Raw genomic sequence first — 12,864 nt, 5'->3', positions numbered from 1 at the left:
GCGAGCAGGAGACGATGGCGCGTTTCAGTTCCGGGTCCAGTTTGATTTGCAGTTCCCGCATGGTGCGGGTGGCGCCGATGATGCTTCCGAACACCGGCGCATCCGGCCGCCCTTGCTCATCCAGGGCCAGGCTTTCGCTGTGGATGTCGTGGCCGGAGCCGGCGTTGTGCTGTGGGCCGCGCTTTCGAGCAGGACCAGCAGCTTGTCCATTGTGGCCTGTCGGCCCGTCTTCAGGGTGAATCCCCAGCTGTAATATGCGCCCAGCCTGCCCAGGTTTTTCCAACGGGCATTGAAGGATTGCGGCTGTAGATCGGCGACGCGCAGCGTCCGCGTCAGCGGAATGTCCGCGTGGTACATGAGCATTTCGAAGCCGTTTTCAACGCGGCATCGCCGACGCGCAGCAGATCGTGAACAGGTGTGAAGGCTTTCCCCTCCGCCCCGCCAGCGGCAGGGGCGGCCGCGTCCGGCATTTCCCAAGAAAAAACAGGAACTGGTATGATCCGGGCCGCTGGGGCTTTAGTCGTGCCGGCTGGAAAAATATTGGGAATCAAAATGTTGAGAGTTATTGCGTTTGTTTTGGCCTTGTTCGTTTCCTCTGCCCATGCCTCAAGCTGGGATTTCACTTATTTCAATCCCGATCAGGGCGCTTTGTTCATCGACAGCGACAGCATTGCCGAAACGCCCGAAGGCACGGTCAAGTTCTGGGCCTTGTGCGCGCCTCGTTTCGAGCGCGGCAAGCCGGTGGAGGCTTACGCTTATCGGCAGTCGCTGTACGAGGTGCATTGCAAGCAGCGCTTGCTGGCGATGCCGCTGACGGTGCGGTTCGACGTGGACGGCGCCTCAAGCGAGCAGGCGTTCGAGGAGGCGCAGATGGAGGATATCCAGCCCGATACGCAGGAAGATTTCCTGTGGACCTATATCTGCAAGCCGCAGCAGCGCCCGGAGATGGCGGTGGCGATGCGGCAGGGAATACAGATTTTTCTGCTGGAACAGCGGCGCTATGTCCGCGAGCTACTGGCGTTTCAGCATGGCAAGGGCCGTTGAACGGCGTGTTTCATGGCGCTAAAGCCTTTGGCATGATCGTTTTGCGCAAGACCATGCCATTGATGTTTGGCACTCTGTGCGTCACTGAATCACGCACAGGAAATCACACGCCATGAGAGTCGCTCCCCCCGGTAAATTGCTAGTGCCCAGAAACTGCGCCCAGCGTGAAGAGCTAAGGCTTGCCGAGGCCTCCAACTTGATCAAGCAGCTGCGGCAATGGCGGCATGATGCCGCCACGCTGTCACGGGTGGATTCGGTGGATTCGGGCGGTGTCGACAAGAAGGCCTTGTTCGCGTTGGCGCTGAAGAGTCAGCTGGAACAGAACAAGGCGGTGTCGGGCAAGACGCCGGTGAGCGCAGCCGGAGAAGGCAAGCACCTGGATCATATCCAGCGGCTGGTGGTGATAGGCGACAGCCTGTCTGATTCCGAAGGCCGCATGCTCAGCAAGAGCCTGGGGGTGATGCCCTCATCGCGTCAGTATTACGAAGGGCGTTTCACCAATGGCTTCGCCTGGCCGGACTTCCTGGCCTCCAAGGCCTACCTGGGCAAACCGCTGGTGAACTACGCCGAAGGCGGCGCGGTAGCCGGCAAATACTCCAAGTGGAACCCCGTTTTCATGTTCATTTCCCATATGGAGCGCCAGATCAACAAGCATGACTTCCAGCAGGGCGATATGGCGGTGCTGGCGTTGGGCTCCAACGACTATATGACCTTCGGCAAGACCGATGTGGGCAAGGTGATCCGGACGTATAAGCAGCAAGTGGACAAGCTGCTGGCCAAGGGGGTGAAGGACATTCTGGTGGTGGGCGCGCCGGACTTGTCGAAAACCGTGAACGCACGCAAGCAGCCGTCAGAGGAGGCCGCCAAGTTGAAGTTATTGTCGCAGGAGCACAACCGGCTGCTGGGCGAGGCGGTGGACACGCTACAGGCAAGCAGCATAAATGACGGGGTGACTATCCGTTTCTTCGACATCAGCGCCAAACTGAATGACCTGATGGAGCTGGCGGAACAGGTGGAGTACGACACAATGCACAATAAGCACGAGGGCTATATCGACCTGCCGCGCGTGCTTGGCTTCACAGGCGACGCGAGGCCGCTGGACAGCTCGCACCGCCACCTGTTCCACGACGAGGTGCACCCCAGTCAGGAGGTGCACCAGATCCTGGCCGCGCATATGACGGACTTTATCCGCGAGCAATACGGCAGGCCGGCCAAGCTTCAGGGCGCGGCCAGGTCCGCTAAATAGCGCAGGCCGCCGATGCCGGGGAAGAAGCAATATGCGCCGCCGCGGGTGGTGACCATCCGCGAGAAGCCCTTCAGCACGGTGTTGTTCTTGCCCATGCGGCCGGGCGCGGCCAGCGTGAAGCTGCTGTCCGCAGTGTTGTTGACGCCTAGGAACACATCTTCCCCGCTGATATTGAACACCGCGTTGCCGGCGTCAGGGTTGCCCGGTTCGGTTGCGGATTTGACGAAGTCGCTGAGCAGATTCCACTGGCTGCTGAGAAATTCGAACTGATTCCTCAGGCTGGCGTTGATGAAGTAGCCGATCAGCCCGCGCGCCGCCTGGGTGGGGCGGAGCGGGTCGTAAGCCGGGCCGTAAGGCATGGCCCTACGCACGATGCGGTGATGCGCGCTGTCTGTGCCCACCACCGCGCCGTTGCGAGGGTTGTTGCGGCGGATATGCGAGCCTATCGGGCATTTAAGGCCCAGGGTGTCGTCCTGGGACGGTTGGCTGTTGACGTAGTTGAAGTCGTTTAATTGGTCGGCGGGCAAGGTGGCGCCGGCCTCGTCCGGCCGCAGCGTCAGCGGGTTGCCGTTGCGCCAGCGTCCGCAGACCTTGGCCGCCAGCAGCTCGGGGTCTATGCCCGCCTTGGCCGCGTACTCGTTCAGAAACGCGTCGAAGCCGGCCACGTCCTGTTCCAGGATGCGGAAGGCGGCGTAGCTGCCGTTGCGGCTGAGCTGTTCGGGCTTGACCGAGTACACGCCGCCGCTTTGGTTGAGGTAGCCCAGCAGAAACTCCCCGGTGGCGACGACCTCCTGATCATCCGGCGCTTGGCGTTTGCGCGCCGGCGCGCCAGCGATGGTGGGCTGGGCAATGCTGTCGCGATAGCCGAAGTGCACCTGGTTGTCCGGCAGCGCTTGCGCGTCGTGGGCGGACAGCTCGCTGAAACCGCCGTCGAAGCTCTGGCGCAGGCGCGCGCTGAGGCTTTCCAGCAGCGCCGGGTCCTTGGCCACCCACAGGCTTAGCAAAACATGCACCCGGCCGCCATCGGCCAGGCCTCCTATCCACTGTGCCGGCGCGCTGTCGCCCACGTCGCCGACGGCGCTGGCGGAGGCCGCGCTGGTGGCGCCCAACTGGAAGGCCGGATCGAAGCTGGCCAACTGTTCCGCGTCGACGCCCAGCGCGGCCAGCCCGGGACAGGTGAAGCCGATGTTCAGAAAGCAGCCGGGTTTTTTCAGCCAGCGTTCCGCGGTGGTGACGCGCGGCAGGCCGTCCTGTCCGGTCACGAGTTTGCGGATGAAGCGGCCGGCGGCGGCCGGATCGCGAATGCTCAGGACGAAGTGCCGTGCCAGGTCCACGCGGTAGCCGCGCAAAATCGTGCCTTGGATATCGTCGTATTGGAGAACGGGGCTGTTCATGGCGGGCCTTTCAGCAAGGGCGGGCGTGGACCGGGCCGCGCGCGGCGCAAGCGGGGGCCGCCTGCGCCTGGCGAAGGTGGGTTATCCGAGCGCGGCGAGTATGGTCTGCACGGTGTACGGGTAGGCCTGGTACAAACCGTTGTCGTTCTGAGTGCCGTCGCCGTTGTTGGGCGGTTGCTGGGAGGCGTCGTTCTTGGTGACGAAGGCCTGGAAGGCCGCCACATTATTGGCCACCGGAGTCAGCGCTTTGCCGCCCACCACGAATTGCAGCAAGGCGTCGAAGACGGTGCCCACCTGAGCGACGAAGTCGTTGATGTAGGCGTCGAAGTTGCCGTCGTATTCGGTGATCACCGCGATGACGTAGTTGTCGCCGGCTTGGCCGGTGGGCTGCAAATTGGCGGCGGAGCGGTCCAGCAGCAGGGTGCGCGCGTAATGGACTGTGCCGATGGAGGTCAGCGCCTCATGCAATTTAGGCTGGTATTCCGCCAAGGTGGCGGCGATGGCTTGCAAGCTGGTGCCGGGGACGACCGGCATCAGCAGAGTGAGCGGGCTGGCCATGAGCTTCTCCCTAAGGGGTTTGGGAATTGAAGCCTAGCAGCGCGACTTTGACTGTCAATGTGATTTTATTCGTTTTGCAAGTCAAATGCCTTGGCTTAGGTATTCGTACTAAGGATTTGCCCGATGGCCGCGCCCGACGCGAACGGAGGCGGCCGGGCGCTCATTTTCGATTGGTCAAGGACACGCCCGCCGCCGCCAGCGCGCCGCCCGCCAGCATGGACGCCAAGATGGGTTCCCCCAGCAGCCCCGCTGACAAGATCACGCCGAAGGCGGGTACCAGATTAGTGAACACGGCGGCGCGCGACGGGCCGATTTCCCGGATGCCCTGGTAATACCAGATGAAACCCACCACGGTGCCTATGGCGCCCAAGTAGAGCATGGACAGCCAGATCCGCCATCCAAAGGAAGCCCACGGAACGGAGCCGATTTCGCCGGCCGCGCCCAGGGACAGGAAGGCCAGCCCCCACAGGGTGGCGTAGGTGGTGGCCGCTATCGGGCTCAGGGTTTCCATCGCTTTGCGCGAACCCAGCGTGTAGGCCGCCCAGCTCAGCACCGCCAGGCTCATCAGCGCCTCCCCGGCGCCGAAGGACTGGCTGAAATCGTGGACTGTGCCGGCAAGATCGCCGCGGGTGATGACCACCATGGCGCCAAGCAAGGCCACGCCGATGCCGGCCCAGCGGCGCAGACCCAGACGCTCCCGGAAAATCAGGCTAGCGGCCAGCGCGGTCATGATGGGATTGAGGCTGACGAACAAGGCGGTGCGGCCGGCGGGTATGCGCGCCAGCGCGCCGAAGAAACAGGCGTTGTAGAGAAAAATGCCGGTGAAGCCCAGAAACGCGGTGACGGCGATCTGAGAGCGATTCAGCCGCGGCAGCCCGCCTTCCAGCCTGTAAGCCACCAGTACCAGCAGCAGAGCGGCCACCAGGAAGCGGCCGAAGGCGGCGGTCATCAAGGGCATGGACTGCGCCAGCACTCTGCCGGCGATGAAGGTGCCGCCCCAGAACAGCGCGGTCAGCGCCAGTTTAAAAGTCAGGGCCGGTCTGAGAGCGGCGTGCCCGCGCGCCGGCTGCGCGGCGATGGCGATAGAGCTTGGGTGGGTCATGGTGGGCGCCGGGCAAGACGTCCGGCCTCCTGATGCTATGTGGGTGCGTATATACTATTGATTGTTTCAATTCATGGAAAAATGAGCTTTTGCTCATGGGCGGGTGAGACGGTCATGACCTTTACGCAGTTGGAAATTTTTGCGCTGGTGGCGGAGCTGGGCGGCTTTACCGCGGCGGCGGACAAATTGGGCATTAGCCAATCGGCGGTATCGCACGCGATCAAGCAGTTGGAGAAGGAATGGGGGCTGACGCTGCTGACGCGCGGCCAGGCCGGCATAGAAGCTACCGAGGCCGGAAACAGTCTGTTGTTGCGCGTGCGCGAGCTGCTGGGCGTGGCCGAGGCGATTCGTCAGGAAGCGTCGGCGGCGCGCGGCTTGAACCGCGGCGTGCTGCGCATCGGCTCCTTCGGCACGACATCGTCGCTGTTGTTGTTGCCGCGCATTCTCGAACAGTTCCGCGCCGCCTATCCGGAAATCGACGTGTTCGTGGAAGAGGGCGAGGACGACGAAGTGGCGCAGTGGGTTAGCGAGCGCCGGGTGGACGTGGGCTTCGTGGTGCTGCCGGACGAGCGCTTCGACACCTTGCCGCTGGTGGAGGACCAGTTCGTGGCCCTGATTCCGGCAGACCATCCGCTGGCCGGCCAGCCGGCGGTGGAGCTGGCGGATTTGTGCGACATGCCTTTCATCATGACCTTGGCGGGCAATACCACGCTGATTGAGAGACTGTTTGAAAACGCCGGATTGCGGCCCATGGTCAAGCATCGCTATGCCCAGATCATCACCATCGTCAAAATGGTGGAAAACGGGGCGGGTGTGTCCATCGTCGCCGATCTCGCGGTGCCAGCGCCTTTGCTGGCGTTGTGTCCCGGAGTGGTGAAAAAGCCGCTGGCGCCGAAGGTCAAGCGCGCGGTGGGTCTGGCGGTGCCCAGCCGGAAGCACGTCAGCCCGGCGGTGGCGGCTTTTCTACATACTTCCAAAACCATGGCCAAGAGCCTGCGCGACGGCTCGCTGGGCGGTTTGTGAGCCGGTGCCAGGCGGGGAGACCGCGCAGTGGCGGCGGAATGCCGGCGGCTAGCCCGCCATGCGCTTCATCACGCGTTCGATTTCATCCTGCAGCCGGACAACGTCTATGGGCTTGGTCATGAACCCGTCCATGCCGGCGGCCATGGCCGCTTCGCGGTCCTCCTGAAACGCCCCGGCCGTCAACGCGATGATGGGCGTGGCGCGCTTGTCGCTGTCGGCGTGCACCTGACGGATGAACTTGCAGGCGGTGATGCCGTCCATCACCGGCATTTGAACGTCCATCAGAATGAGGTCTATATCATGGTGCTGCCACGCGTTGATCACTTCTTTCCCATTGGATGCGGTGTAAATCCGGTGCCCGTGTTTTTTGAGCAGGATGGTGACGATGTCCAAATTGATTAAATCGTCATCGGCCACCAGGATGTTCAAGGGAGACGGAGGGGCGGGCATGGGCTTCGCATCCTGCGGCTCCAGGCAGGGCAAGGCGTCAAGCGGCGCCGGGCGCAGGGGAAGGTAAACCTGAAAGACCGAGCCTTTGTTGAGGGCGCTTTGCACCTCTATCCGGCCGCCCGTTTTCTGGGTCAACTGCAAGGCGATGGTGGTGCCCAGGCCGGTGCCGCCAAAGCGGCGGGTGGTTGAGGCGTCCGCTTGGGAAAAGGGTTCGAACAACTTGGCAAGGGTGTCCTGGCTCATGCCAATGCCGCTGTCCCGGATAATGATCACCACGTTCTCTTCCGTGGACAACACCGTCAGCCAGACCCCGCCCTGAACGGTGAACTTGATGGCGTTGCCCACCAGGTTCATCAAGATCTGCCGCACCCGGAAAGCGTCGCCGATAAAGGTCTGCTGGATAATGTCCGGGTATTTCAGCTGCAGGGAGATGCCCTTTTTGCTGGCGCTTAGTTGCAGAATATCGATCACCTGTTCCGCCACTTCGCGCAAAGAGAAGGGCGCTTCTTCCAACTCCAGCGCGTTTTGCTCCAGCTTTGCCGTGTCGAGAACATCGTTGAGCAGGCCCAGCAAGCTTTTGGCGGAGTGGTTGACGGTTTTGAGCATGCCTTTCTGCTTGTCGTCCAACTCCGTGTCTTGCAATAAATCGGTGTAACCGATGATGGCGTTCATCGGCGTTCGGATTTCATGGCTCATATTGGCCAGGAAGGCGCTTTTGGATTTAACGGCCGAAAGCGCGCGGTTTTTGGCTTCAATCAAAGCGAACTCCGCCGCTTTTTTCTCCGAAATATCCAGTATCACCCCGTCAATCAACAGCAGCGCGCCGTCGTCGTCGTATACGCCGCGGGCGCTTTCCAATACCCAGCATTCTTCTTGATTCAGGCCGAGCAGGCGGTATTCGACGACATAAAGCTGATGCTGCTCCAAAGCGTAGCGAATGGTTTCACGCACCCTTTCCTTGTCATCCGGGTGAACGATGTCCAGTAACTGAATGCGGCCGTCCAAGAAGGATTTTGCTGGCCAGCCGCATAGTTTTTCTATGTTCTCGTTGATGAATATGGTTTTCCACGGCTCCTGGAAGTGGCTGCGAAAGGCGACGCCGGGGATGTTGTCGATCAAGGTGCGAAACTGACTTTCACGTTCTTCCAGCTCCTGCTGGATGCGGTGACGCGCGCTGATGTCGCTGATGAAGCCGACGTAAATCACCTGCTCGGGCAGCAATACCTTGCCTATCGATAAGCGGATGGGGAACTGGCTGCCGTCCTTTTTGAGCGCCATCTCCTCGCGTTCCTGGCCAATCAATTTCGCGATTTGGGTTTCCATGTAATCGGCAAGAAAGCGATCATGTTTGGAGTGGTACGGCTCCGGCATCAACAAATTGATGTTCTTGCCCAGCAACTCTTCCACCTTCCAGCCAAATAGCCGCTCCACCGCGGGGTTGGCGCTCAAGATGCCGCCTTTCTCGTCGAAGGTGATGATGCCGTCCAGCGAGGTGTTGAACGTGGCTTGCAGCTTCAGTTCGTTGCTCAGCGTTCTTTGATACAAGGGGCGGTACCGCAACAACACATTGCACACGAAGACGATATTGCCAAGCATGAGCACGGTGATGGCGATGGCGACCGCCAAGCCCGCATTGTCTTCAAAGGGGCTGCGGAAAGCCGGGTCCCGCGTGCCGATGAAGCGGGCTGCCTCCATGCCGAAATAATGCATGCCCGCAATGGCGACCCCCATGACCCCGCCGCTGAGCAGCGTCATCCCTCCCTTGCCGATTTTCTTATTGTCCAGGCCAAAACGTATCCACAGCGACAAGGTGCTTAGCAGCACGGCGAGCAAGATGGAAACGGCGAACCAGAAGGGATCGTAACGCAGCAGCGGCGTCATGCGTATGGCCGCCATGCCGGAGTAGTGCATGGTGCCGATGCCGCTTCCCACCAGCACTCCGCTGATCAACAGCTGTTTTCCGTTGATTGTGGGCTGAGACAGCAAGTGCAGGGCAATGAACGAGGCGGCGACGGCGGGCAGCATGGACAAGAGAGTGGGAAGCAGCGCGTACTGGATTGTGCTGCAAACGCTGAAGGCCAGCATGCCGACAAAATGCATGGCCCATATGCCGCCGCCCATCGCGCAAGAGCCGGTGGCCAGAGCGACCCAGCGCAGCCAGCGCTCGCTGGCTTCGCGAGCCAGGCCGGCTATCTGCAGCGCCAAGCAGGAGGTAAATATGGCTACCAGTAAGGAGAGCGCCACCAGCCACAAGTTGTATCTGGTTGGCAAAAACAAATAGGACTGGTAAGCGTCAATGAAAAACGAGCTGAGCATGACCTCCCCATTTTCAATAGCTTCTTCACGCTGTGCCAATGAGCCGCAGGGGCTTTTCTCCGGTATAGACAATGCAGGCATTGTCGCACCAGCGTTGTGCAGGAAGGTTATTCTATCCGCCGCCCCGCGCAATGCGGGAATCTAGCGCTGCTTTGGCAACTACAGTGACTAGATTTTGCCCGTGGAGAGTGAATGCCTCCAAGGCTGATACCCGGGGTGCCCACGGGAGCCTGAGCCGTCCAAAACCTCTACCCGGAGTCTTGTTTTAGCGGGGTGAACTTTACTATCTATAGAAGATATCGATAGGTGTATGCATGCCGGAGTGGATATCTTGCCAGACCGATTTGAAGCCAAGCTGCGGGTAGCCATTACCGTCTCCATGTTGTTTGTAGCCACGTTGTCGTTTTCTATCTGGAAGGTTGTGGATAGCGCTAAGCAAGCAGCGCACTGGCTGACGAACAGCGTGATGGTCGCGGACAAGCTGGCGCACATCCGCGGCTTTACCGTGCATGCGGAAATCAGCACCCAGAATTTTCGCCTGACAGGTGATGAGTCCAATCTAAAAGAGCGCGATAGGGCAATTGAGGCGCGCGAACGGTTGCTGACGCAGATTCGCACCCTAATCGGCGACAACCCCAGGCAGCTTGATCGGTGGATGGCGCTGCGCAGGGTTGTCACTCAGCGGGTGGCGATCTCTCGTGAGGTGGAGCGTTTGTACCGTCAGTACGGTGGAACCGCCGCCAACGCCTACGCTACGAGCGCGCCGCTACGCTCCACTCGCATGCAGGTATATAGCTTACTGGACGAAATGGACAATGAAGAGCACCGCGTGCTAGAGGGGCGGCTGGTTGATTACGAGCATTCACAGCAGTGGCAAATATGGTGGAACAGCCTGAGCGGCATCACGCTCTTTTTGTTGTTGGGCGGGACTTATTTCATGGTGCGGCGGCAATGGCGGGCCCTCAGCATTAGCCGAAGAGCGCTTGCCTCCAGCGAGGAAAACCTGGCCGCCACGCTGCATTCGATTGGAGATGCGGTAATCTCCGTTAATGCCAGTGGCTTGGTGACCCATTGCAACCGGGTAGCCGAATTCCTCACAGGCTGGCCTGCCGCCGAGGCTGCCGGTTTGCCGCTGTCACACGTATTAACCGTATGCCGGGATAAAGACGAACGGTCTATCGACTTGTTCGCATGCGGGACAAGAATGGTGGCGCAGGCCCAGCACATACCGGAGTCCTGGAATGGGGAACTGGTGGCGCGCGATGGCCAGCAGCGTCCGATCAGCTACACCGTAGCGCCGATTATGGCCAGCAGCGGCCTGGTGAACGGCGTGGTGGTTGTATTCCGCGACTGCACTGCGGAGCGGGATGTCCGGCGGACCATCCTTGCGCATAATGCCTTGCTTGCCGAGCGGGTCCAGGACCGATCCTTGCGCTTGCGCGAAAGCGAAGCGCATTTGGACGCCATCCTCAGCGCCGTGCCGGTGCTGATCGCCTATGTCAATGTCGATCGCCTTTATGTGTATGTCAATGAGCAGTATCGGCTGCGCTTTGCCCCCCAGCATGCGGACATCACCGGCTACGCAGTAAGCGAGATTCTAGGGGCGGAACGTTATGCCATAGCCTGTCCATGCATTGACAAAGTGCTGGCCGGCGAGCCGCTTAACTATGATTGGCAGCCTTTTCCAGGGATTTGGCAGAACATCCGCTATGTGCCCAAGCGCAACGAGCGGGAGGAGGTCGTTGGTTATTATGTGCTGGGTATCGATGTGACCGAGCGCAAGGCGGCAGAGGAACATATCCAGCAGCTGAACAGCGAGCTATCGCGGCAAGTGCATGAGCTAGAGCATGTCTCCCGCGCCCTGCGCACCCTGAGCGCGGGGAATCGCGCCATGCTGAGGGCCAAGGATGAGCAGCAATTGCTGGATAGCAGTTGCAGGGCCATCGTTGAGGCCGGCGGTTATAGCACGGCGGTGATCTGGTATGGCGACGCAGATGCGCAAGGCATACAGCCGATGGCTCAATGCGGTTTTGCCGGTGAGCTGACTGAGCTGGCGGGCATCGTTCTGGGCAGGGCGGACGCTGCTGGCGGCATCAGCATCACGCCCACTGCGGTGCGCACCGGTAAGGTTCAACTGGCGCGCGATATGCAAAGCGATATCCGGTATGAGGCGCTGCGGGCCCTGCTGCATGGGGCGGCATCCGGCTTGGCTTGCCCGTTGCAGGTGGATGGCCGCGTTATCGGCGCATTGACCATTTACGACAGGCAGGCGGATACCTTTGACGACGACGAGATCGACTTGCTGATCGAAGCCAGTGCCGACCTGGCATTCGGCATCGGCTCCTTGCGGGCGCAGAGGGAACGAGAGCAGGCCCGCATCGCCATGCAGCAAATGCTGCGCCATGATCAACTGACTGGCTTGCCCAATATGCTGCAGTTTGAAGAGGCGCTGACGTTGGAGCTTGTGCACGCAAGCCAGGAGGACCGCACGCTGGCCGTGCTGCAATTCAATATCGAACGTCTGGGAGAAATCAATGAGGTGCTTGGTTTTGCTCAGGGAGATCAAATCTTGCGTGAGTTCGGCGCGCGCCTGACGGCCTGCCTGCCGGCTGCCGCGTTGGCCGCGCGCGTGCGAGGCGACGAATTTGCGGTATTGCTTCCCGGCGCGGATGGACAGGAGGCACTGGTATTGGTCACTGCGGTCAACTGGGCGATGACTACCGCTTTTGAAGTGGCGGGGCTGACGCTGGATGTTGCCGTAAGAGTGGGAATGGTGCTGTTCCCTCAACATGGGAGGAATGTACACGATTTGCTGCGTCACCTGGACAAGGCGACACAGCAGGCCAAGCAGCGAGGCGTGGCTTATTACTTGTACGAACCGGGCAAGGCCGAGACGCAAGCCGAGCGGCTGGTGTTGGCCAGAGAGCTACGCCACGCCATAGTGCAGGGCGAACTGCGACTCTATCTGCAGCCCAAGGTCAGCCTGGCCGACGGCCAGGTCTGTGGCGCCGAGGCGCTGGTGCGCTGGCAGCATCCGCGGCACGGCTTGTTGGCGCCCAGCGCCTTCATCGATATCGCCGAACGATCCGGCCTAATCCACCCGTTGACCGAGTGGGTCGTGACCGCGGCGCTGGATTTGCTCCAAGTTTGGCAGCGGCAGCAGCTAATGCTGCCCATCGCGGTGAACCTGTCGGTGCGCAATCTGCAGGATGACACCTTGCCGGACAAGCTGCGACTTTGGCAGGAGCAGCGTTCGATTCGCACCGGTTTGTTGGAGCTGGAAATCACGGAAAGCTCCATGATGCTGGATCCGGAGTTGGCGCTGGCCTTGCTGCAAGAGCTGCGATGCGCCGGCGCCGCACTGTATGTGGACGATTTTGGCACAGGTTACTCGTCGTTAAGCTATTTACAAAAATTGCCGGTGGACTACATCAAGATTGATCAGTCCTTTGTGATGAACATGTCCCAGGACAAAGACTCAGCCATGATCGTGAAATCCACCATCGAACTTGTGCACGATCTGGGGCGGCTGGTGGTAGCGGAGGGCGTGGAATCCGCTGCGGATTGGCAGAGCCTGCGCGAAATGGGCTGTGATTATGCGCAGGGGTTCTTCATCGCCTCGCCAATGCCGGCGGAGGCGTTTGCCGCCTGGATACGCTCTTTCCAGGCGCCATAGTGTCGGAAGGCTTCCCGTTTGGAGCCCGGCGCTTCGAGTCCATCATCCATACCAG

The 12,864-nt window shown here is 60.6% G+C and carries 9 protein-coding genes; 4 read left to right on the top strand and 5 right to left on the bottom strand.

Annotated features, from left to right (window positions below):
* Positions 1-24: 24 nt before the first annotated feature.
* A complete protein-coding gene (locus tag DXT74_RS16395; protein WP_194426495.1) occupies positions 25-357 on the bottom strand; it encodes a hypothetical protein in 333 nt (110 codons plus the stop codon).
* Positions 358-552: 195 nt separating this feature from the next.
* Here DXT74_RS16395 and DXT74_RS16390 point away from each other — a divergent pair, with 195 nt between their 5' ends.
* Both DXT74_RS16390 and DXT74_RS16385 read left to right on the top strand, forming a co-directional pair.
* Entirely contained in the window at positions 553-1,044 is a 492-nt protein-coding gene (locus DXT74_RS16390) for a surface-adhesin E family protein (RefSeq protein WP_081556754.1), read from the top strand.
* Between the two features lie 112 nt (positions 1,045-1,156).
* Positions 1,157-2,290: an SGNH/GDSL hydrolase family protein gene (locus tag DXT74_RS16385; RefSeq protein ID WP_194426494.1), complete on the top strand. Its 1,134-nt coding sequence runs from the start codon at positions 1,157-1,159 to the stop codon at positions 2,288-2,290.
* On the opposite strand, the gene DXT74_RS16380 is transcribed toward DXT74_RS16385, so the two are convergent.
* The 3 genes from DXT74_RS16380 to DXT74_RS16370 form a co-directional block, all read right to left on the bottom strand.
* The gene (locus DXT74_RS16380; RefSeq protein WP_081556753.1) at positions 2,263-3,684 is read right to left on the bottom strand and encodes a hypothetical protein; all 1,422 of its coding nucleotides are present in this window, start codon (positions 3,682-3,684) and stop codon (positions 2,263-2,265) included. The genes DXT74_RS16385 and DXT74_RS16380 overlap by 28 nt on opposite strands.
* Before the next feature lie 81 nt (positions 3,685-3,765).
* On the bottom strand, positions 3,766-4,242 hold the full coding sequence (locus tag DXT74_RS16375; protein WP_052370227.1) for a hypothetical protein: 477 nt from the start codon (positions 4,240-4,242) through the stop codon (positions 3,766-3,768).
* A 160-nt stretch (positions 4,243-4,402) separates the two neighbouring features.
* Positions 4,403-5,344 (bottom strand): DMT family transporter, encoded by a 942-nt coding sequence (locus DXT74_RS16370; protein WP_043631276.1) that lies wholly within the window; start codon positions 5,342-5,344, stop codon positions 4,403-4,405.
* Between the two features lie 114 nt (positions 5,345-5,458).
* Between DXT74_RS16370 and DXT74_RS16365 the strand changes: the two genes are divergently transcribed.
* Complete coding sequence (locus DXT74_RS16365) at positions 5,459-6,367, top strand: LysR family transcriptional regulator (RefSeq protein ID WP_043631279.1); 909 nt, start codon at positions 5,459-5,461, stop codon at positions 6,365-6,367.
* Between the two features lie 48 nt (positions 6,368-6,415).
* Here DXT74_RS16365 and DXT74_RS16360 read toward each other — a convergent pair whose 3' ends face one another.
* Entirely contained in the window at positions 6,416-9,265 is a 2,850-nt protein-coding gene (locus DXT74_RS16360; RefSeq protein ID WP_194426493.1) for an MHYT domain-containing protein, read from the bottom strand.
* A gap of 178 nt (positions 9,266-9,443) precedes the next feature.
* Here DXT74_RS16360 and DXT74_RS16355 point away from each other — a divergent pair, with 178 nt between their 5' ends.
* On the top strand, positions 9,444-12,809 hold the full coding sequence (locus tag DXT74_RS16355; RefSeq protein ID WP_194426492.1) for an EAL domain-containing protein: 3,366 nt from the start codon (positions 9,444-9,446) through the stop codon (positions 12,807-12,809).
* Positions 12,810-12,864: the final 55 nt, after the last annotated feature.

This window comes from Chromobacterium sp. Rain0013 (assembly GCF_015291765.1).
GTDB classification, from domain to species: Bacteria; Pseudomonadota; Gammaproteobacteria; order Burkholderiales; family Chromobacteriaceae; genus Chromobacterium; species Chromobacterium haemolyticum.
Note: the sequence above shows the minus strand (reverse complement) of the source record. Positions and strands in the feature narration are given on the sequence as shown.